Consider the following 22,918-nt stretch of genomic DNA (forward strand, 5'->3'; position numbering starts at 1 on the left):
TTAACCCGAAGCCACCGCGGTTTCCAGCAAGCTGAAGCAGAGCTATGGGAAATGTTTGGAACACTAGCAGAGAGCTGATTTTTTTACAGAAGGAATTCTTTATTTACACAAACTTCTTGACGCTCCCTTGTTTTGATTATTTAAATACGATGTTATAATAAATTCATGACTTATTAAGGATAAATTGAAAGTAGGTAAATTAATGCGACCTTCGTTTTACGAATATATTCTTAGATATGTGAATCATGATGCTAATGATCCAGTTAGTCGTCTTGCAAATCGCATACATTCCGATCAAAGTTTCCCAAAGAAGAGTGAAAGCTTTGACGAAGTATCAACATACTTGGAATCATCGCCAGAGTATAGTAAATTATTAGTCATTTTTGATGATACTTGGCAATCATATCAATTTGATAATTTTTAAGGAGGAATAATATAATGAGTGTACATATTGGAGCAAAAAAAGGTGACATTGCAAAAACAGTTCTATTTCCAGGAGATCCATTAAGAGCGAAATTTATTGCGGAGACATTCTTAGAGAATGTAACACAATACAATACCGTTCGTAATATGTTTGGTTATACAGGAGAATATAATGGAGTAAAAATATCAGTTCAAGGATCTGGTATGGGTATCCCTTCTGCGATGTTATATGCCGAAGAGTTATATACTGAATATGAGGTTGAAACTATTATCCGTATTGGTTCTGCTGGTGGTATGAAAAACGAAGTTAAAGTTCGTGATATTGTATTTGGTCAGGGAGCAACGACAGATTCAAGTATCTTACAAAATATCTTTAACGGACAAGTACATTATTCCGCCATCGCTAATTTCGATGTTTTAGATATTGCTTATCATTTAGCGACCGAATCATTAAGTGAAGATGATATCCATGTTGGAAATATCTTATCAAGTGATCGTTTCTATAATGAAGAGATGGACAAGAAAAAATTAGCAGATTACGGTGTTTTAGCGGTTGAAATGGAAGCAGCAGGACTTTATGCTGTTGCAGCAAAACATAACCGTAAAGCTTTGGCTATGTGTACAATAAGTGATCATCTAATCACAGGTGAGGAAACAACAGCTGAAGAACGTCAAAATACATTTACACAAATGATGAAAATCGCTTTAGAAACTGCAGTGAAACTAGATAAATAGAAAAAAACTGAGGTGAGAATATGAAAAAAAGCTTTAAATATGGGTCTATTGCCTCGATCGTTGTTATTTTCGCCTTTGTATTTTTCAGTTCATCTTCATTGACAGAAGTTCAAGGTTTTGAATGGTTGTTTGGTGATGAAGAAGCGAATGTAGAGGAACTGAGTGACGAAGATATTCAAAATTTTATGGATAATTACTATGCCATTCAACAATTTTATATTGAGGATGTAAGTAAAGATCAATTAATGGAAGGTGCACTGAAAGGGATGGTAGATTCTATCGAAGATCCTTATTCAGAGTATTTAAATGCCCAAGAATCGGCGGATATGAATGAAACTGTTGAAGGTTCTTTCCAAGGTGTCGGAATTCAAATTATGGCGAGCGATGACAAAATTGTCATTGTAACGCCTATTGATGGGACACCAGCCAGTGAAGCCGGAATTCAACCAAATGATATAATTCTTGAAGCGGATGGTACTGAGTTAACAGGGATGGATACGAATGAAGTAGTTGATTTAATTCGTGGTCACGAAGGAACCACAGTGAATTTGTTAATTCAACGTGGTTCTTCGGAATTTAATGTTGAATTAGAACGCGCCGAAATTCCAATCACAACAGTTACAGGTGAGTTGGATGAAGAAGATGCTACCATCGGAAATGTTCAAATTACTCAGTTCAATGGTACGACCTATGATGAATTAGTATCAGCTGTTGAAGATTTACGAGAACAAGGTGCAACCTCCTTTGTATTCGATTTAAGATATAATCCTGGTGGATTATTAGATCAAGGATTAGCTATCAGCAATATGTTCTTAGAAGACGATGAAATTATTATGCAAATGGAAGAAAGTGGGACAACAACTTCCACGTATGTTGCGAATGATTCAGAATACGGAGACTTCCAAATTACTGAACCATATGTCTTGTTAATTAATGAAGGTAGTGCGAGTGCCAGTGAAATTTTAACTGCTGCAATTAAAGAAAATACTGACGCACCTATTGTAGGTACAACTAGTTTTGGTAAAGGTTCGGTACAAACTATCTTAAATCCGACTGATTTCGGAGAGTTAAAACTAACTTTTGCGCGTTGGTTAACACCAAGCGGTGAGTGGATTCATGAAGTAGGGGTTGAACCTACGGTTCAAGTAGAAGGTCATCTAATAGAAACGTCAATTATACTGAACTCTGAAGAAGTACTTGTTTTAGGCGATGGCTCTGATCAAGTTGAATCGCTTACAAATATGTTAGATGCGTTTGGCTATGAAGTGAATGTCGGAACATACTTTGATGAATCAATACAAACAGCTGTCGAGCAATTTCAAGAAGATAATGATTTAGAAGTCACTGGCGAAGTGACGGGAGAAACTGCCACGACTTTAAATACAAAGGCTAGAGAATATATTCAAGAAAATGACGCTCAATATGATGCTGCCGTGGATGTGTTAGTTGAGTTAGTTTCTAAAGGTGAAGCAGCATGAGCTTGCTCAAATATCTAATTAATGAATTAGTGAGTATCATATTTGCCGTATTGGTTGCAGTGCTAATATTTTTAGCACTGCGCCATTATGTTTTACAGCCGTTTCAAGTTGAAGGTAGTTCAATGGAACCACAATTACATAATCAAGATCAAATGGTTATGTTGAGAAATAAAGACATAGAACGCTACGATGTTGTAGTATTTCCAGACCCTAGAGGTTCGGGGGATTCATATGTGAAACGGATTATTGGAGAACCTGGAGATGAGATATACTTTTCAAATGATACATTATATTTGAATAATCAACCGGTTGAAGAACCGTATTTAGAACCCCTCAAATCAGAAACTGAGGGGAAATTTACTGAAGATTTCAGTTTATGGGATACTTTAGGTTTGACGGAAGTTCCAGAAGATTATTACTTTGTAATGGGGGACAATCGACCCTATTCGGGTGATAGCCGTCAGTTTGGACTCATTCAAGCCGAAGATATTCAAGGTGTAACTAATTTTGTCTACTTTCCTTTCGAGCGATTTGGTAAGATAGAAGAGTATAATTTAACAGAGGATGGAACAGTAAACATTTTAGAATAGAGGTGGATATTTTATGTCATCAAATATTATACAGTGGTTTCCCGGACATATGGCGAAAGCAAGGCGTGAAGCTACAGAAAAAATGCATCTAGTTGATGTTGTTATTGAATTAGTTGACGCTAGAATTCCAGAATCAAGTCGTAATCCGATGATTAATGAGATTGTTGGAAACAAACCAAGAATTATTGCATTGAATAAAAGTGATTTAGCTGATAGTGAAGTAACGAATCTATGGTTAGACTATTATGAATCACAAGATATACCTGCTGTCGCGATTGACTCGCAACACAATAAGGGTTTACGAAAACTTCAACAAAGAATCCAGGCAATTATGGCGGATTACTTTGAGAAGCAAAAAGAACGCGGCGTTAAACCAAGGGCTATTCGTTTGATGATTCTTGGAATTCCCAATGTTGGTAAGTCTACTTTGATTAATCGTTTTGTTGGGAAAAACCAAGCGCAAACAGGGAACAAGCCAGGGGTCACAAAAGCCCAACGTTGGTTAAAAATTAATAAAGACTTTGAATTATTAGATACACCTGGTATTCTATGGCCTAAATTCGAAGATCCGAATGTGGGAACTAAATTAGGTATTACAGGTGCTATCAAAGATACATTATTATATATGGATGATCTTGCTTTATTTTTACTTGCATATTACCAAGAGAATCACGTAGATCTTTTAGTAAACCGATATAATGTGACTCAAGACGATGTATTAAATAATACACCGGTTGACTTATTAATTAAAATAACAGAAAAAATGAACTTGAGAGATGACTACGAAGCTGCAAGTCAACGAATTATTTTTGATTATCGAAAAAATAACTTAGGTTCAGTGACATTAGATAAAGTAGAGCAAGTAACAAATGAGTAAAATGACCATTAAAGACATCAAGGAATTGTTATCTAATGAAGAATTGACTGATGCTCAATTGACTGAGTTAAAACTCGACGAACGCAAAGGTGTTCAGAAATTATTAAAGCAATTCGAAATTAAAAAACAAAACTTAGCAAAACAATTACTTGAGCATCAGACAAGATTAGAATTCGAACTTGATCTTTATGACAAGCAAAATCTAACGTATATTGCGGGAATTGATGAAGTTGGTCGAGGTCCACTTGCTGGACCGGTTGTTGCGGCCAGTGTTATATTACCTCGAGATATGGACAAACTTGTTGGAATCAATGATTCAAAATCATTATCACACGCTAAACGTGTTGAATACGCAAAATTAATTAAAGAAGAGGCTGTTGCTTACAGTATTATTGAAATAGATAACTCTGTTATTGATAAAGTCAATATATTGGAAGCTACTAAGATAGCGATGTTAAAAAGTGTAAGTGAGCTGCTAATTAAGCCACAACACTTGTTGATTGATGCACTTAATTTGAACACTGATATTCCACAAACTAAAATAATTAAAGGTGACGAACGATCGATTTCTATTGCAGCAGCAAGTATCATAGCAAAAGTACATCGTGATGAACTAATGTTAAGTTATCATCAGTTATATCCGGAATTCGAATTTGATAAAAATATGGGTTATGGGACAAAAAATCACTTAGATGCCTTACAACAATTTGGCTATACTCCGATTCATAGACAGTCATTTTCACCCGTAAGTCATACGACATCAATATATAATAGAAGAAAGACGAAATAATTTAAATTATTTCGTCTTTTTTTAATGGATTTGTCTCTTTTTTTTGTATATATATATGGAGGTGTAATATGAAATTAAAAATTAAAGAACAACTTATTTTTCTAAAAGCAAAAAATGTATCGCACAAAGTTTTGGCGACCTACTTAGAAGTTATTATGGATTATCGATTATTAAGAGAAGAACTTGAACCCCTAGAGTGTCAAAAAATATTGATTGAGGTTAGACAAACAAAACAAGTAAAACTAACAGTGGAAGCAAATTTTAATCATATTCGTTTAGCCGATTTAACGACTTTAACTCAATTAGCACAGTATTCCATTATGATCGGTGAATATCATTATCCGATGTTATGGTATCATACGGCACAGCCACCTATACTTGTCTTTTACAGAGGAGACATAGGGCTTATAAGGGAACCGAAAGTATCTGTCATTGGAACACGACAAATGACTACTTACGGAAAGACAGTCACTCGTGAGATTATAAATGCCTTGTCAAAAGAAACATGGGTGAGCGTATCAGGATTAGCCTTAGGTGTAGATGCTTCAGTTCATGAGTATAACCTTGAACATCCCAATGGCAGAAGTATCGCGATCATTCCTTGTGGCTTAGACTATTATTACCCAAGAGCGAATAAATACATTCAAAAAAGAATGGAACAACAGGACCTCATTCTAAGTGAATATATGCCAAATATAAAGCCAATGAAACATCATTTTGTATTGAGGAATCGGTTAGTTGCCGGCATATCCAAAGCAACCATTGTCATTGAAGCAGCACAAAGAAGCGGTAGCTTAATTACTGCTAATTATGCTTTGCAGTATAACCGCGAAGTCTTTGCTGTACCTGGACGTATCACAGATGATCAATCAAGAGGTTGTAATGACTTAATCCAAATCGGAGCGACACCCGTATTGGATATTCCATCGATGATTGATGAATTAAAGGAAATCTTTCAAATGCAAGGCTATTAATTTAATGACACGTATATATATAAGAAAAAATTCATTTAAACTTTAATTTATTGTCTATATAATGGATAGAAAAATATAAAGTTGAAATTTAATATTTGACATCAATATCAGAATGGACTAATATGTTTACGATTTTATAAATTAAACATATCCAAAAATAAAAATAATTTAAAGGAGTTGATTGAGGGTGGCATATAAATACTTAGTCATCGTCGAATCACCAACCAAAGCTAAAACAATAGATAAATATTTAGGAAGAAACTATAAAGTTGTAGCGAGTAAAGGTCACTTAAGAGATTTACCAAAAAGTAAGATGGGGATTGATTTTGAAAATAATTTTGATCCTCAATATATAACTATACGTGGCCGCGGTGATACCGTTAAAGAATTAAAAAAATTAGCCAAAAAAGCTGAAAAAGTCTATCTCGCAGCCGATCCGGACCGCGAAGGGGAAGCAATTGCTTGGCATTTAAGCTATATTCTAGGCTTAAAAGAAGGAGACAAAAACCGCGTTGTATTTAACGAAGTTACTAAAGATGCTGTAAAAGATGCATTTAAAAATCCGAGAGACATCAATCAGGATTTAGTTGATTCACAACAAGCACGACGTATCTTAGATCGTATTGTTGGTTATTCAATTTCTCCTCTATTATGGAAGAAAATTAAAGGTGGATTAAGTGCCGGACGTGTTCAATCAACGGCTTTAAAATTAATTATCGATCGTGAACACGAAATCCGTGCGTTTAAACCGGAAGAATACTGGTCAATTCCTACTAAATTCAAAAAAGGTCGCTCGAGTTTTGAAGCACAATTCTATGGTGAGAATGGTAAAAAGGTTGAGTTAACTTCTGAAGAGCAAGTCAAAGGGATCTTAGATAAACTCGATCAAGATAAAGACTTTAAAATTGTTGATATCGTAGAAAAAGAACGTCGTCGAAAATCACCAAAACCATATACGACAAGTACACTTCAACAAGATGCATCAAACCGAATTAATTTCCGAGCTGGGAAAACGATGATGATTGCACAGCAATTATATGAAGGGATTGCGATTGGGAAGAATACGATTGGTTTAATTACTTATATGCGTACAGACTCAACACGTATTTCTCAAACCGCTAAAGCAAGTTCAAGTAATTATATTAAAGAGAAATTTGGTCAAGAGTATCTTGGACAAGGTACAGCGGTGACAAATTCTGCAAACACACAAGATGCCCATGAGGCGATCCGTCCTTCAGATGTAACTTTAGCACCTGATGACATAAAGGAATATCTATCCCGCGATCAATTTAGATTATATTCATTAATTTGGTCACGTTTTGTAGCGAGCCAAATGACAGATGCTGTGTATGATACCATTCGAGCTGACATCACTCAAAACGACGTGAATTTCCGTGCGAATGGCTCTCGAATCAAATTCGAAGGTTTTTTAAGAGTATATGAAACTAAGTCTAAGAAAGATAATTACTTACCAGACTTATCTGTAGACGATTTAGTTAAACTTGCAGAAATTAATCCAGAGCAACACTTTACACAACCACCTGCGCGATACAATGAAGCAAGTTTAGTGAAGGTTCTTGAAGAATTAGGTATTGGACGTCCGTCAACTTATGCACCAACGCTTGAAACATTAAGAAAAAGATACTATGTGAAAATGGTCGCTAAACGATTTGAACCGACAGAACTAGGTGAAATTGTTAATAGTGTGATGGTAGAATTCTTCCCAGATATTGTTGATACTGACTTTACAGCCGGTATGGAAAAAGGCTTAGATGAAGTTGAAGATGGTAAGCAAAACTGGGTTAAATTATTAGATGAATTCTATACTGGCTTTGAAAAAGAAATAAAACAAGCCGAAGTTAATATGGAAGAAATCGAAATTAAAGATGAACCTGCTGGCTTTGATTGTGATGTCTGCGGCCACCCAATGGTTATTAAAATTGGCCGTTATGGTAAATTCTATGCATGTAGTGCTTTCCCAGACTGTCGAAATACGAAAGCCATTGTAAAAAAAATCGGCGTTACTTGTCCAACTTGTAAAGAAGGCGAAGTAGTTGAACGTAAATCTAAGAAAAATAGAATTTTCTATGGATGTACTCGCTATCCTGAATGTGACTTTGTTTCATGGGATAAACCAATTGCACGCTCATGTCCAAAGTGTGATCACTTCTTAACTGAAAAAGTAACAAGAAAAGGTAGCCAAGTAAAATGTAGTAACTGTGATTATGCTGAAGAATTAGTGAATTAATCAAATTTGCGATAACTACTCAATCGAATAGTTATCGCATTTTTATTTATACATTTCATATTTAGTTTATGAAAACGTGTTAAACTTAGAAAGTACTATAAAAATGATGCGGTTTTCATATTAATCAGACCTTGGAATGATTACAAAATGCATATTAATTGATAGAATATTATAAGGCACTGTAAAATAGTATGAATCACTTTTATAGGAAAAATTTAAAAATAAAAAATTGCGGTAGATGCATGAAAAGCTTATAGTGGAAATGAGGGATAGAATGGAAGATTATATTAGTCAATTTCTAAATCATATCGAGAATGAACGACGTTACTCTAAACAAACTGTCCTGGCCTATTCAAAAGACTTGAATGAATTTCATAAATTTTTAGAAAGTTCCGGAGAAACAGACATTACAAAGTTAGTTTACCAAGATTTTAGACTATTTTTAGCTTTTTTAAACGAGAGAGAGTTGGCTCGAACGACCATTTCTAGAAAGTTATCAAGTTTACGAGTATTTTTTAAATACGCTTTAAGAATGGATTGGATAGATAGTAATCCAATGGAATTAATTCAATATAATGTTAAGAAACAACGATTACCGGACTTTTTTTATGAAGACGAGATGCGAGAACTATTTACCGCGATTGAAGTATCAGAGTCATCCATACAATTGTTACATAGTGCATTGGTAGAGTTACTCTATGCAACGGGAATGCGAGTTAGTGAGTTAACTAATTTGACACTCCAGCAAGTTGATTATGATATGTCACTAGTTCGAGTGATTGGTAAAGGGAATAAAGAACGTATTATACCTGTAGGTGATCTTGCATTAAAAAGCCTAACAAAATATATTCAAGAATTAAGACCTGAACTTGCTGCCAAAAGTAAGCCAGAAGACAGGAACTATGTGTTTCTATCAAAAACGGGATTACAACTAAGTCCAACGCAAGTTAGAAAGATACTTAATTCTATCGTTAAAGAAGCAGGGCTAAATCTTTCAATACATCCTCATAAACTTCGGCATACATTTGCGACGCATTTATTGAATAATGGGGCGGATATGCGAAGTGTGCAAGAATTATTAGGACACGAAGACTTAAGTTCAACACAAGTTTATACTCATATAACAAAAGATCGTTTAAGAAGCACTTATTTAAATGTGTTTCCAAGAGCAAAACGACAACATAAGGAGGAATAATAATGACAACAATATGTGCAGTCAAAAAAGATAATAAAGTAGCAATGGCCGGAGACGGTCAAGTAACTATGGGTGAAAGTGTTATTATGAAAGGTGGCGCGAAGAAATTACGCCGCATCTATAATAATGATGTTATCGTTGGCTTTGCTGGTGGAGTCGCTGATGCGATTACCTTATCAGAAATGTTTGAAGCAAAACTTCAAGCGCATCAAGGACAATTAGCTCGTGCAGCTGTAGAGGTTGCTAAACAATGGCGTACAGACCGTTCGCTTCAAAAATTAGAAGCATTATTAATCGTTATGGACCGCAATAACATCTTATTAGTAAGTGGGACGGGTGAAGTCATTGAACCAGATGATGGCGTCTTAACGATTGGATCAGGTGGTAACTTTGCCTTATCTGCAGCCAGAGCCATGTTAAGATATGGAGACTTATCTGCTGAAGAGATTGCAAAAAACTCTTTACAAATTGCAAGTGAGATTGATGTATTTACAAACGATAATATTATTGTCGAATCGTTTAATGACTAATTTATACAAGTAAAAATTTACTAGGAGGATATTATGGATAATTTAACACCAAGAAAAATTGTGGAAGCTTTAGATCAATATATTGTTGGTCAAAGTGACGCAAAACGCTCTGTTGCCATTGCATTACGAAATCGAATTCGCCGACTAAAACTCGATGATGAATTACAAAGAGAAGTAAAGCCCAAGAATTTACTTATGATTGGCCCTACTGGGGTAGGTAAAACTGAGATTGCAAGACGTTTAGCTGACATTGCTCAAGCGCCATTCATTAAAATTGAAGCAACGAAATTTACAGAAGTAGGTTATGTGGGTCGAGACGTTGAATCAATGGTACGTGACTTAGTTGAGAATAGTATTCGTCTACTTAAGAAACAGAAACAAGAAGAAGTTAAAGAAACAGCAGAAGCGAAAGCGATTGAACGCATTGCTAAAGCATTGAAACCTGGGGAAAAACCTGCCAAAGCTGAATCAACTTCACAACAAAACCAAGCAAATCCATTTGGAAACTTCGCGGAAATGTTTAAGCAAATGAATCCCGCGGCCAATGACGTCGAGGAAGAAGAAGAGGAAATTGTCACTGAAGAAGTGGCAGCAACGCGTCGTGCCATTCGTCAACAAATTCGTGAAGGTAAATTAGATAATCACGAAGTGACGATAAAAATGGAAGAGAAAAAACTTCAATTAAATAGTATGAACCCAGCTATGGAACAAATGATGGATATGCAAGAAAGCTTAAATGCGCTAAAACCTAAAAAGAAAATTGAACGTACAATAACTGTTGCAGAAGCAATTAAATTACTGACAGAAGAAGAAGCAGATAAATTAATTAATCAAGATGACATTAATCAAAAAGCTTTAGAACTTGCACAAAGTAATGGGATTATCTTTTTTGATGAAATTGATAAAATTGCATCAACAAACCAAAACAGTGGTGAAGTCAGCCGTCAGGGTGTTCAACGAGATATCTTACCAATCGTTGAAGGAAGTCAAGTTCAAACTAAATACGGTATTATCCAAACAGATCATATATTATTTATTGGATCAGGTGCTTTTCATGAATCAAAACCATCGGATTTAATCCCTGAGTTACAAGGACGATTCCCAATTCGTGTGAATCTGAATGATTTAACTGGAAGTGACTTTGTAAGCATCTTAACAGAACCTAAAAACGCTTTAATTAAGCAATACGAAGCAATGTTAGCAACAGAAGGTGTAGAAATTCATTTTACTGAAGCTGCGATCGAAAAACTAGCAGAATATGCGGTTCGTTTAAATGATACAACTGATAATATTGGAGCAAGACGCCTCCATACAATTCTAGAAACAGTCCTAGAAGAATTATTATTCGAATCGGCTGAAATGCAGATGGGCGAAATTGAAATAACAGAACAATACGTTGAACAACGATTAGAGAAAATCGTTGAAAATAGTGATTTAAGTCACTATATCTTATAATAGAAGCTGGGAGGAACCTAAATGGTTACTTTAGAAAATGACTATTTAATCGTTAAAATTAAAGAAGAGGGTGCCGAACTCGTTTCCATCGTTGACAAGAAAACGGATTATGAATTTTTATGGCAAGCCGATGAAAAGTATTGGGCAAGACATGCACCGGTGTTATTTCCGATTGTCGGAAAGTTAAAAGATGATTCTTATCAATTTGATGATAAAGAATATCATATGTCTCAACATGGTTTTGCTAGGGACCTGCCGTTTCGCGTTCAAAATATTACGAGCAATTCAGCAAGTTTATATTTAAAGAATACGGAGGAAACGCATGAAAAATTTCCTTTTGAATTCAGCTTACAAATTAATTACATCTTGCATTACTCCAGTATTACAGTAAGCTATGAGATATTAAATCCGTCTACAGATAAGACTTTGTATTACAGTATCGGTGGTCATCCTGCTTTTAATGTAAGTCAATCTACTTCAGGTTCTAAGGAAGAATTTGATGATGTCTCTTTCAGATTCGAACCTGCAGGCCAATACTTGCAAATACCGCTTAGTAAAGATGGTTTAACGATACCAAATAAAGCGAAATATGTTGAAGTTAATGAAGTTCCATTAAAACATACAACATTCAAAAATGACGCCTTAATTTATCAAATTAGTCAACAAACTGAGATAGTGTTAGAAGATAAGACCAATGATGTAGCGATTAGAATGAAACCAAATCGGATGGACTTCGTTGGGATTTGGTCACCATATCCTAGACGTGCGCCATTTGTATGTATTGAACCCTGGTCTGGTATTGCAGATCCTGATAATACAACAGGCCATTTAGCTGAAAAATATGCAATTCATGAATTACGTGCATCGCAATTGATGACTCATGATTACACTATGTCATTTAGAAAAAATTAACCGATAAAAAAACCGCCGATTAACTGATAAGTGCTATTTTTAAAGTAGCACTTATCGCTCAGGCGGTTTTTTGATTTATTTTTTTGGTTTATTCAATCCCCAATTAATACGACTTTCGTTCCCTTTTAAAAGTCTCTGGATATTTGTACGATGACGATACAGAAGTAACAGTGCAATAAGTACGAAACCTACTTTGTAAACAGGATCCGGATTTGTAATCGCAATATATAGTGCTATGATAGAATAGCTTGTCATCGACGACAGACTGACTGTACTTGTTAAGAATATCAGAAGACCTAAGATTAAAACTAAAGCTAATCCGAGATAAATATTAAATGCGACTAATACGCCGATTGAAGTTGCGACAATTTTTCCACCGCGAAAGCCTGCCCATAAAGGATAGGAATGCCCAATAACACAAGCTAAAGCAGTCGCCATTATAATTAACGGAGACTCAGGGAATAAATTTTTTGCAATGAGTACCGGAATTAAGCCTTTCAGTACATCAACAATCGTTACCATTACTGCTGCACGAAAACCAAAATTTCGTCCAACATTGGTTGCGCCACTGCCTCCACTCCCTAAAGAGCGGACATCTATATCATGGCGTGTTCTAGAATAGAGTACGCCTGTTGGAAATGATCCAATACAGTATGCTAAGATGACCCATATGATAGGCCAGATATTATTCATTATTGTTTCCATAGCAACCTCCTAATAACTGGCTTTATTTTACCATATAAATTTTAATTAATATAGATAATTTAAGATAGTAAAACAATGTGAGTAATCATTTAACGGCAATAGAAATGAAAAGAGTTTGCAATATCCAAGTTCTTTATATAAAATTCAAAAGGTCAAATGCAATTAAATCGTGACAAATAAACATTTTAAAATTTAATACAGAAAAACAGAAAAATTTTTGATATGATAAAGTAGTTGATTATTAATAGAAAAAAGAGGTGTAATATTGGCACAGAAACCAAACCTTACAAATTATAATGATGATGCCATTCAAATACTCGAAGGACTAGACGCAGTACGTAAGCGTCCGGGTATGTATATTGGATCGACAGATCAAAAAGGCTTGCATCATTTAATATATGAGATAGTAGATAATTCAGTAGACGAAGCGTTAAGTGGATTTGCTGATAAGATAAATATAACGTTAATGGAGGATGGCAGTGTCCTAATCGAAGATAATGGTCGAGGGATGCCTATTGGTTTACATGACAGTGGTATTCCAACAATTCAAGTCATCTTTACAGTGCTACATGCCGGAGGTAAATTCGGTCAAGGTGGCTATAAATCTGCCGGAGGGTTGCATGGTGTTGGAGCGAGCGTTGTTAATGCTTTATCAAGTTGGTTAGAAGTAACCGTTTATCGTGATGGTTACAAATATACAATGCGCTTTGAAGATGGTGGTAAACCAGCGACGAAACTGAAGAAAACAAAGGCACCTTCGAAATCCATGACAGGGACGACGGTGCATTTTATGCCGGATGATAGTATTTTTGGTAGCTCAAAAATCAATTATAGCACGATTAGCGAGCGATTCCGTGAATCTGCTTACTTATTAAAAGGCTTAGAAATTACCATCGAGGATAAAATTCATGAAGAAAGCGAAACATTTTTATTTGAAAATGGTTTACATGATTTCATCAATTACCTAAATGAAGAAAAAGATACAATGGGTGAGATTGCGAGTTTTTCAACTGCTGTGGATGAATTCGAGATTGATTTTGCTATGCAATACAATGATGGCTATTCTGAAACAATTCTTTCTTTTGCTAATAATGTCCGCACTTATGGTGGGGGAACGCATGAAACGGGTATGAAGACGGGAATTACAAAAGCGTTTAATGAATATGCACGTAAATCAGGCTTACTAAAAGAAAAAGACAAAAACCTTGAAGGATCAGATGTGCGTGAAGGGTTAGCAGCCGTCATATCTATTCGTGTACCTGAACAATACTTACAATTCGAGGGGCAAACTAAAGATAAACTGGGTACACCGAAAGCGCGTCAGTTAGCTGATAATGCTGTGAATGAATTTTTATCTGCTTACTTAAATGAAAATGGTAACTTCAGTCAAATGATTTTACGTAAGGCGATTAAAGCGCGTGAAACACGTGAATTAGCCAGAAAAGCCAGAGATGCAGCACGTACCGGTGCTAAGAAATCTCAACAAGAAAAACTAATTTCTGGAAAATTAACCAAAGCACAATCAAAAGATGCTTCGAAAAATGAACTTTATTTAGTCGAGGGAGATTCAGCTGGTGGGTCAGCTAAATTGGGACGTGACCGTCGCTATCAAGCAATCTTACCATTACGAGGTAAAGTCATTAATACTGAAAAAGCCTCGATGGCTGATATTCTAAAAAACGAAGAGATTAATACGATGATTTATACCATTGGTGCTGGGGTTGGGAAGGATTTCAATATCATTGAATCTAACTATGATAAAGTCATCATTATGACCGATGCGGATACCGATGGGGCTCATATTCAAGTATTACTACTTACGTTCTTCTATCGTTACATGAAACCTTTATTAGAAGCCGGGAAAGTATACTTAGCGATGCCACCACTTTACAAAGTAAGTAAAGGAAAGGGTAAGAAAGAAGTGATTGAATATGCTTGGACAGATGAAGAATTAGAAGAAAAAATTAAACAAGTTGGAAAAGGCTATATCTTACAACGTTATAAAGGTTTAGGTGAGATGAATGCTGATCAATTATGGGATACAACGATGAATCCTGAATCACGTTTATTAATCCGTGTAACCATTGATGATGCTGCCATGTCTGAGAGACGATTAACAACTTTAATGGGAAGCAAAGTAGAACCAAGACGTAAATGGATTGAAAGCAATGTCCGCTTTACCTTGGATGAAGAGGATACACTGCTTAAAGAATCTGATATCAGTACGAGTCAAAAAGACGAGGAAGCAAGTATCGATGTCAAAGAAAAGTTAGAAAATCATTCTGAACCCGAGATTGATTTAAATCATGACAATGGTGAATCTCAGATAAATTTATTTAGTGAGGATGATATAAATGGTCGTTAATCCAAATGAACACATTGAAGAACTGACGTTCGCAGACGTCATCGGTGACCGATTTGGTCGCTATTCTAAATACATTATACAAGACCGTGCCTTGCCTGATATAAGAGACGGATTGAAACCAGTACAACGTCGTATACTATATGCGATGCAACAAGACCGTAATACGTCTGAAAATGCTTATCGTAAGTCGGCTAAGACCGTTGGGAATGTTATAGGTAACTACCACCCTCATGGGGACTCATCAGTTTATGAAGCGATGGTCCGATTAAGTCAAGACTGGAAGTTGCGAGAGCCATTAATTGATATGCACGGTAATAACGGGAGTATGGACGGGGATCCAGCTGCAGCGATGCGTTATACGGAGGCTCGTCTATCACCTATAGCGTCAGTACTATTAGAAGATATAAACTACGAAACAATTGATTATGCGCTTAACTTTGATGACACGATTGAAGAACCGATAGTCTTGCCAGCAAGATACCCTAACTTAATTGTCAATGGCGCGACAGGGATTTCAGCCGGTTATGCGACCGAGATTCCGCCTCATAATTTAGGTGAAGTCATTGACGCTGTTATTTATATATTGAAACATAAGAAATATGAACTCTCTGATTTATTAAAATTCATCAAGGGTCCAGATTTTCCAACCGGCGGGATTATTCAAGGAGCGAAAGATTTAAGTAACGCCTATGAGAACGGGAACGGAAAAGTCGTTGTTCGCTCTAAAATTGATATTGAAACACTTAAGGGTGGTAAGTCACAAATTGTTGCGACCGAACTCCCTTATGATGTAAATAAGTCTAAACTCATCCAACGTTTAGATGACATTCGTTTACAAAGAAAATTAGAGGGGATTTCAGAAGTCCGCGATGAATCGGACCGTGATGGAGTCCGCCTTGTAGTTGAATTAAAACGCGATGTCGATGCCGATGCTGTATTGAACTATTTACTAAAAAATTCCGAATTACAAGTAAATTATCACTTTAATATGATTGCCATTCATAACAGACGTCCTGTATTAGCGAATTTAAAACTAATTCTTGAATCTTATATCGATCATCAACGTGAAGTAATTACTAGACGTACGAGATTCCAATTAGCTCAAGATAAGACACGTTTACACATTGTAGACGGGTTAATTCGAGTAATGTCAATCTTAGATGAAGTGATTGCAAGCATCCGCCAAAGTGAAAACAAATCCGATGCGAAAGCAAATTTAGTAAAAGAATTTGATTTCTCAAATGAACAAGCAGAAGCGATTGTTTCATTGCAATTATATCGTTTAACCAATACTGATATTACCGCTTTACAAAATGAGCGTTTAGAATTGAATGAACGTATTGGTATGTATGAAAATATCTTAGCAAATGATGATATTTTAAATAAAGTATTAATTCATGAATTAAGCGATGTGAAAAAGAAATTTGCAACACCACGTCGGACTGAAATTGAAGCTGAAGTTGAAGAAATTAAGATTGAATCAACACTTTTAATTCCACAAGAAGATGTCGTTGTATCCGTAACGAATGAAGGTTATGTTAAACGCACAAGCCACCGTTCATTTAATTCGTCTGATACATTGAATTTGGGGCGTCGCGAATTTGATTATGCAATTTATGTTGAGAAGTTAAGTACTTATGATGCGATCGTCATGATTACTAACAAAGGAAATTATATTTACATACCAGTCAATGAATTACCTGATATCCGTTGGAATGATATGGGAATGCACATCTCACAAAAATACCGTCTTAAAGAGGGTGAGCAACTCGTTGCTGCCTTTAAAGCCGTTCAAGGTATTGGTGAACCAGATTCAAGTATTGCTGACGATAAGATACTTCTTGCCACACGTTTAGGAATGATTAAACAAACTAGGCTCGATGAATTTGTAACATTTAGAAGTTACAAAACAAAATCAGCTGTTGCTATGAAATTGAAAAAAGACGACGAGCTTATCTCAGCAATACCTATCAAAGATAAGACTAACTACCAAGTCGTATTCTTAACACATCGTAGTTATAGCTTAAGATATCCGATTAGCGAAGTGTCTAGTTATAGTTTACGAGCACAAGGGGTTATTGGTATAAACCTTAAAGAAGAAGATTATGTTGCTGCTGCCTTAATTATCGAAGATGATACGAATACACAAATTGTTGGATTAACTCAAAGAGGGAATATTAAACGATTTAAACCAGGTATTGTTGGATCAGCTTCTCGTGGTAGCCGTGGTATTCTATTATTAAAAGAATTGAAGTCTCAACCACATCGTCTAATCAATGCGTTAGCAATTACAGATGCCGATGCACCATTAGTCGTATATGGTGATACTGGCTTTGAAAGTGAGATTCAACCGAATGATTATCCAATATCAGAACGATTATCAAACGGTTCTGCTGTTAAGGAAATTGAAAAACTAGGGAATATACTTGATATACATCTCGCTCAACTAAAACTAATTAATCAAGAATCTAAAAATGATGAATAGTTAGAAAAGGTCATTCATTTTTTAGTAATATAATGATAAACTATATTAGAATTAACCGTAAGGAGGAATATATTCATGTCAAAATATTTAGTTTTTGGACATAAAAATCCAGACACTGATGCGATAGCATCAGCGATTGCATTTAGTTTTTATTTAGAAAAAATCGGTCATGAGTCAGAAGCTGTGGCTCTTGGTACACCAAATGAAGAAACTCAATTTGCATTAGATTATTTTAACGTTGAGAGACCACGTGTTGTGTCATCTGTTTCAAATGAAGTAGAACGCGTCGCTTTAGTTGACCATAACGAAGCTACACAATCAGTGAATGATTTAGATGAGGTTGAAGTTGATTTCGTTATTGATCACCATAGAATTGCTAATTTTGAAACATCTAATCCATTATTCTACCGTGCAGAACCAATTGGAAGTACAGCAAGTGTTATTTATAAACTATTCAAAGAAAATAACATTGATGTTCCAAAAGCAATCGCAGGCTTAATGTTATCAGCGATTATCTCTGATACGTTATTATTCAAATCACCAACAAGTACATCACAAGATGAGAAAATTGCGAATGAATTAGCAAAAATTGCAGATGTAAACATTGATAAGTATGGTCTTGACTTATTAAAAGTAGGAACAAAATTAAGTGCTAAATCTGCACTTGAGTTAGTTCAATCTGATTCAAAAACATTTGATATGAACGAACAATCCGTCCGTATTGGCCAAATCAATGCGATTGGGTTTGACGAGATGTTAGGACGTAAAGATGAAATATTAAATGCAATGCGTGAAGAAATTGCTGCAAGTAACTTTGATTTATTTGTCCTATTGATTACAGATATTTTAGAGAGCGATTCAATTGCCTTTGTTCTGGGCGAGAATATTATTCCTGTAGAAAAAGCATTCAAACAACCAGTGGTTGAAGAGGTAATTACTTTACCTGGTGTTGTATCACGTAAAAAACAAATTGTACCTCAATTAACTGAAGCATTTTCAGACTAAGCAAATGAAACTGGTGAAGATTTCTTTACCAGTTTTTTTTATGAAAACTAAAAAACAACCCGCTAACGAGTTCGAAAACTAGACAGCGGGTTGTTTTTTGATTAATCGTTTATTTTTAATTCGCTAATTTTTTTCTCAACGGGTGTGACAAACAGAGTATTTTGACCTTCATAAATCACATAGCCAGGTTTAGCACCATTGGGTTTACGTAAGTGCTTCACTTGAACAGTATCAACAGGGACATTGGCAGAATTTTGAGATTTAGAATAGTAAGCGGCTATCTCAGCTGCCTCTGTCATCGTTTGATCACTTGGTTTGTCTGATTCAACAATCACATGGGCACCAGGAATATCTTTAGTATGTAACCACCAATGGTTTTTACTTGCTTTACGCATACTTAATTCATCATTTTGTTGATTATTACGGCCAACATAAATCATTACACCATCGCTTGATTGGAAGCGACGCGGTTTAGATTTTGATTTAGCTCGTTTTTTATCAGATTTATTACGTTTTCCACCATAACCCTCTCGAATTAACTCGGCTTTAATATCTTCAATGTCTTCAATTTCTGCTTGTTCAAGCTGCACAAGAACTGAATCTAAATATTCTATTTCTTGCAGGGCTAATTTTTCTTGTTTTTCAATAAAGCGTAACGAGTCACGATATTTGGTATAGCGTTTGAAATAAGCTTGACTATTCTCAGATGGTGTTTTTCTTGGATTTAATTCAATGGTATAAGGTTCATTGTTATCGTAATAATTAGGTACAACCGTAGAAGCTTGACCTTTTTCGATTTGATACGAAAAGGCATTGATTAATTCACCTTTTAGACGATAAGTATCCGCATCTTGGGCGACTTGTCTGTCTTTTTCTAAGTTTTCTAATTTATGATAATTTTTCTCAATGATTTGTTTGATTCTTTGAATTAAATCGCCAGATAATTGCTTAACTCGATCAAAACGAACTTTTTGATTGTAGAAAACATCTAGTGATTTACTTAATGATTCATAATAATCTCGTTCGCCTTCAAGATAGGGCAGATCCATCGCGTAAAATTTCATTTGGTTATCAGTTCTAAATATGACGGGTTGACCTGTTTTTAACTCATGTAAGTATTTTTCTAAGGCTTGATAAGCTGTTAGTTGGTCATCATTTATCCATGCAGTAATTTGTTTACTCGCAAGACCTGACATTCCTTGAATTACTTTAGATGCTTTACCTGTTGCAAGTAATTCTTGGTTTTCGGTGGCAAATTCGTTTAATTGCGTATCACTCAGTGTCAAGATATTTTCTTGATTTTCATTTCTTGGTGGTAGGATATATTTTGCACCTGGTTGTAAACTTCTAAAACTATTCATACTTGGTGGAATATGTTTAATACAATCAATAATTTTATCCGTAACGGGATTAACTAATACAATATTACTGTGGCGACCCATTAATTCAAAGATAAGTAAATAACTTTGTAAATCACCTAATTCATCCCGGCCACTTAATTCAAATGTGATGATTCGGTCATTTTCATATTGACGAATATCCAATACTGTTGCATTTTCCAGATGTTTTCTTAATAGCATGCAAAACATTGGCGCTTGCTGTGGATTATTCGATTTCTCCTCTGTTAAGTGCAAGCGGTAGTAGGTTGGATGAATTGAAGCGTCCATCCGATAATTGGTACGATTTGCTCGTATAACAAATTGTAATTCTTGTTCAAACGGTTGATAAATTTTGTGTATGCGTCCATTTTTTAGTTTGGAAGTTAGCTCTTCTGTTATTTTGTGTGAATAAAAGCCATCAAATGACATCAACCAAACCTCCTTTAATAACATGATTTTACTAGACTATTATTGTACATTAAATAGGCTGAAATTACTAATTATCAGAACGTAGCCGATTATTAAAGAAAGATTAAAAAAAGAATAGAAATGGTTGACATATATTTAACGAGGTTGTATCATTGTATTAACAAATAAGAAAGGGGCCAATGAATATGACGAACCAAGTTAACAACAAAATTAATTTAATCTGGCAAAGCTGGCGTAGATAGGTTGTAGACTTGGAATCCGTTCCATGGATACAGCCCAGTTTGAATTTAACTGAAACTGTATCTATGTGGCTCTTAATCCAGTTTACCACATAGAGTTTGTAGTCTTACAATCTATGTGGTCTTTTTTTATGCTTTATTAAGCTGACACATAGATTGTATGTGTCGGCTGTTTTTTATTTAAAAAAGGAGAATAAAAATGAAAAAATTACAAAAATTTATCTTAACAATGGTTGCACTGGCATTAGTAATTGTATCAAGTACGACAACAAAAGAGGTTTTCGCTCAAGAAGATTCACTAGATGTAGCGGTTGTTCAATTAGTTACACATAGTTCACTCGATGATATCCGACAAGGGGTTTATGATGGTTTAGCGGAACACGGGTACACTGAAGGAGAAAATTTAACAATTAATTACCAAAACGCTGAAGGAGATTTAAACATCCTCTCAACGATTGCTCAAAGTGTTGTTGCTGAAGAACCTGATATGATTTTCGCCATTACGACACCGGTAGCGCAAGCATTTCAAAATGTCACATCAGATATACCTATAATTATGACAGGAGTCACTGATCCTGTTTCAGCAGGAATTGTTGATGATTTAGAGAACCCAGGTGAAAACATTACAGGCGCTAGTGATGCTGTACCTTATGAAGATCAATTTGAATTATTATTACAATTAAAACCGGATGTACAAAAAGTTGGAATGATTTATACAACAAGTGAAGATAATTCATTGGCAGAGACTGAACAAGCAGCAGCAGTTGCTGAAGAAATGGGCTTAGAAGTTCAAATTGAAGGAATAGCTTCAACTATGGACATGCAATTAGTAGCTCAAACTTTAGCTAGCGAAGTTGATGCGATTTATGTTGGATCAGATAATACTATTGCAAGTGCCTTTGAAACATTATTAGATGCTACAGATGCAGCAGGAATTCCAGTTTTTACAACGGTTGACGTGATGGTAGGACAAGGGGCATTATCAGCTGTCGCAATTAACCAAAAAGATATTGGATTATTAGCAGCCGATGTTGCTAAAGAGATTATTGATGGTGCAAACCCAGGAGAAACACCGGTTCAATTTTTAGAAGAATTACAACCTGTGATTAACTTTGAAACAGCAGATCGTTTAGGTATTGAAGTGCCAGAAGAGCTCGCTTCTGAAGTGATGGATATTAAGGAGCGTTTAGGTGAGGAGTAGTTGTTAGTATGAGTATTTATTTTAGTGCAGTTTATCAAGGTATATTATGGGGAATTATGGGATTGGGACTTTATATTAGTTTCAGAATCCTACGATTTGCCGATTTAACTAGCGAGGCATCATTCACTTTGGGTGCTGCTTCGGCGGTTACATTAATTACAATGGGTGTCAACCCAATTATCGCCACATTTGCATCAATTATCACAGGAATGTTAGCTGGTTTAGTGACTGGGTTATTAACAACGTATTTTGATATCCCTGCCTTACTTGCAAGTATCATCTCACTGACCGGATTTTATTCGATAAACTTACGGGTAATGGGGAGTCCAAATTTAAGCTTACGTGGTTTTGATACGATATATAGTTACTTAAGTGAAGTTGTTGAAAGTGTCCAATATCAAAGAGCTATTGTTGGCTTAATTGTTGTTTTACTTGTTATCCTTTTTATGACTTATTTATTTAAGACCGATTTAGGACAAGCGATTATTGCAACGGGTGATAATGAAATCATGGCAGCTTCCTTTGGAATTAAAACTAATACAATGAAACGATTAGCATTAATGTTTGCCAATGGATTTATTGCACTAAGTGGCGCATTAGTTGCCCAAGATAATGGATTCTCAGATGTTCAGATGGGTACAGGAACGGTAGTTGTTGCAATGTCTTCAATTGTTATCGGAGAAGTTATCTTTAGAAAACAAATGAAATTATCTGGACGTTTTATTTCAATTGTTGTCGGATCAGTGATTTATCGCTTAATTATTGTATTTGTACTTCAATTAGGCTTTAATCCAAACGACTTTAGATTAATCTCAGCCTTAGTATTAGCTATATTCCTAGCATTACCAGCTATCTCTAAGAAAATGGGCTTAAATAAAGCTAAACTAGGGAAATTATAGGAAG

19 protein-coding genes are annotated in these 22,918 nt (G+C 35.4%); 17 read left to right on the forward strand and 2 right to left on the reverse strand.

The genetic code is table 11. The annotated features are described in order from the left end of the window. Positions 1–202 precede the first annotated feature (202 nt). The 12 genes from ACEN4N_RS02980 to ACEN4N_RS03035 all read left to right on the forward strand — a co-directional run bounded on the left by ACEN4N_RS02980 (position 203) and on the right by ACEN4N_RS03035 (position 12,207). Positions 203–424, forward strand: a complete 222-nt coding sequence (locus tag ACEN4N_RS02980; protein WP_407090181.1) for a YozE family protein — start codon at positions 203–205, stop codon at positions 422–424. A 14-nt stretch (positions 425–438) separates the two neighbouring features. Then, positions 439–1,158: a purine-nucleoside phosphorylase gene (gene deoD / locus ACEN4N_RS02985; protein ID WP_407093644.1), complete on the forward strand. Its 720-nt coding sequence runs from the start codon at positions 439–441 to the stop codon at positions 1,156–1,158. A 20-nt stretch (positions 1,159–1,178) separates the two neighbouring features. After that, a complete protein-coding gene (locus tag ACEN4N_RS02990; protein ID WP_407093645.1) occupies positions 1,179–2,636 on the forward strand; it encodes a S41 family peptidase in 1,458 nt (485 codons plus the stop codon). Then, positions 2,633–3,226: a signal peptidase I gene (gene lepB, locus ACEN4N_RS02995; protein ID WP_407090178.1), complete on the forward strand. Its 594-nt coding sequence runs from the start codon at positions 2,633–2,635 to the stop codon at positions 3,224–3,226. The genes ACEN4N_RS02990 and lepB overlap by 4 nt, the downstream gene beginning before the upstream one ends. 13 nt (positions 3,227–3,239) lie before the next feature. After that, entirely contained in the window at positions 3,240–4,103 is an 864-nt protein-coding gene (gene ylqF, locus ACEN4N_RS03000; protein WP_407090177.1) for a ribosome biogenesis GTPase YlqF, read from the forward strand. After that, complete coding sequence (locus ACEN4N_RS03005) at positions 4,096–4,893, forward strand: ribonuclease HII (RefSeq protein WP_407090176.1); 798 nt, start codon at positions 4,096–4,098, stop codon at positions 4,891–4,893. Before ylqF ends, ACEN4N_RS03005 begins: the two co-directional genes overlap by 8 nt. Positions 4,894–4,961: 68 nt before the next feature. Beyond that, the gene (gene dprA, locus ACEN4N_RS03010; protein ID WP_407090175.1) at positions 4,962–5,867 is read left to right on the forward strand and encodes a DNA-processing protein DprA; all 906 of its coding nucleotides are present in this window, start codon (positions 4,962–4,964) and stop codon (positions 5,865–5,867) included. 187 nt (positions 5,868–6,054) lie between these two features. Then, positions 6,055–8,115 (forward strand): type I DNA topoisomerase, encoded by a 2,061-nt coding sequence (gene topA, locus ACEN4N_RS03015; protein ID WP_407090174.1) that lies wholly within the window; start codon positions 6,055–6,057, stop codon positions 8,113–8,115. Between the two features lie 274 nt (positions 8,116–8,389). Then, the gene (gene xerC / locus ACEN4N_RS03020; protein ID WP_407090173.1) at positions 8,390–9,310 is read left to right on the forward strand and encodes a tyrosine recombinase XerC; all 921 of its coding nucleotides are present in this window, start codon (positions 8,390–8,392) and stop codon (positions 9,308–9,310) included. Positions 9,311–9,312: 2 nt separating this feature from the next. Next, a complete protein-coding gene (gene hslV, locus ACEN4N_RS03025) occupies positions 9,313–9,840 on the forward strand; it encodes an HslVU peptidase proteolytic subunit (protein ID WP_407090172.1) in 528 nt (175 codons plus the stop codon). 33 nt (positions 9,841–9,873) lie between these two features. Then, positions 9,874–11,295 carry an ATP-dependent protease ATPase subunit HslU gene (hslU, locus tag ACEN4N_RS03030; RefSeq protein WP_407093646.1) on the forward strand — a complete coding sequence of 474 codons (1,422 nt, stop codon included), beginning with the start codon at positions 9,874–9,876 and terminating at the stop codon, positions 11,293–11,295. A 21-nt stretch (positions 11,296–11,316) separates the two neighbouring features. Then, positions 11,317–12,207 (forward strand): aldose 1-epimerase family protein, encoded by an 891-nt coding sequence (locus ACEN4N_RS03035; protein ID WP_407093647.1) that lies wholly within the window; start codon positions 11,317–11,319, stop codon positions 12,205–12,207. A 75-nt stretch (positions 12,208–12,282) separates the two neighbouring features. On the opposite strand, the gene plsY is transcribed toward ACEN4N_RS03035, so the two are convergent. Next, on the reverse strand, positions 12,283–12,912 hold the full coding sequence (gene plsY / locus ACEN4N_RS03040; RefSeq protein WP_407090169.1) for a glycerol-3-phosphate 1-O-acyltransferase PlsY: 630 nt from the start codon (positions 12,910–12,912) through the stop codon (positions 12,283–12,285). Positions 12,913–13,177: 265 nt separating this feature from the next. Between plsY and parE the strand changes: the two genes are divergently transcribed. The 3 genes from parE to ACEN4N_RS03055 all read left to right on the forward strand — a co-directional run bounded on the left by parE (position 13,178) and on the right by ACEN4N_RS03055 (position 18,767). Next, positions 13,178–15,277 carry a DNA topoisomerase IV subunit B gene (gene parE, locus ACEN4N_RS03045; RefSeq protein WP_407090168.1) on the forward strand — a complete coding sequence of 700 codons (2,100 nt, stop codon included), beginning with the start codon at positions 13,178–13,180 and terminating at the stop codon, positions 15,275–15,277. Then, complete coding sequence (gene parC, locus ACEN4N_RS03050; protein ID WP_407090167.1) at positions 15,267–17,762, forward strand: DNA topoisomerase IV subunit A; 2,496 nt, start codon at positions 15,267–15,269, stop codon at positions 17,760–17,762. The genes parE and parC overlap by 11 nt, the downstream gene beginning before the upstream one ends. 75 nt (positions 17,763–17,837) lie before the next feature. Beyond that, on the forward strand, positions 17,838–18,767 hold the full coding sequence (locus tag ACEN4N_RS03055) for a manganese-dependent inorganic pyrophosphatase (RefSeq protein WP_407090165.1): 930 nt from the start codon (positions 17,838–17,840) through the stop codon (positions 18,765–18,767). 101 nt (positions 18,768–18,868) lie between these two features. Here ACEN4N_RS03055 and ACEN4N_RS03060 read toward each other — a convergent pair whose 3' ends face one another. Continuing rightward, positions 18,869–20,575 (reverse strand): NFACT family protein, encoded by a 1,707-nt coding sequence (locus ACEN4N_RS03060; RefSeq protein WP_407090163.1) that lies wholly within the window; start codon positions 20,573–20,575, stop codon positions 18,869–18,871. Positions 20,576–21,013: 438 nt separating this feature from the next. On the opposite strand from ACEN4N_RS03060, the gene ACEN4N_RS03065 reads away from it, so the two are divergent. Continuing rightward, complete coding sequence (locus tag ACEN4N_RS03065; protein WP_407090161.1) at positions 21,014–22,015, forward strand: ABC transporter substrate binding protein; 1,002 nt, start codon at positions 21,014–21,016, stop codon at positions 22,013–22,015. Between the two features lie 8 nt (positions 22,016–22,023). Further along, positions 22,024–22,914 (forward strand): ABC transporter permease, encoded by an 891-nt coding sequence (locus tag ACEN4N_RS03070; RefSeq protein WP_407090159.1) that lies wholly within the window; start codon positions 22,024–22,026, stop codon positions 22,912–22,914. Positions 22,915–22,918 lie beyond the last annotated feature (4 nt).

Origin of the sequence: Ruoffia sp. FAM 20857 (assembly GCF_045528645.1) — a bacterium.
GTDB classification, from domain to species: domain Bacteria; phylum Bacillota; class Bacilli; order Lactobacillales; family Aerococcaceae; genus Ruoffia; species Ruoffia halotolerans.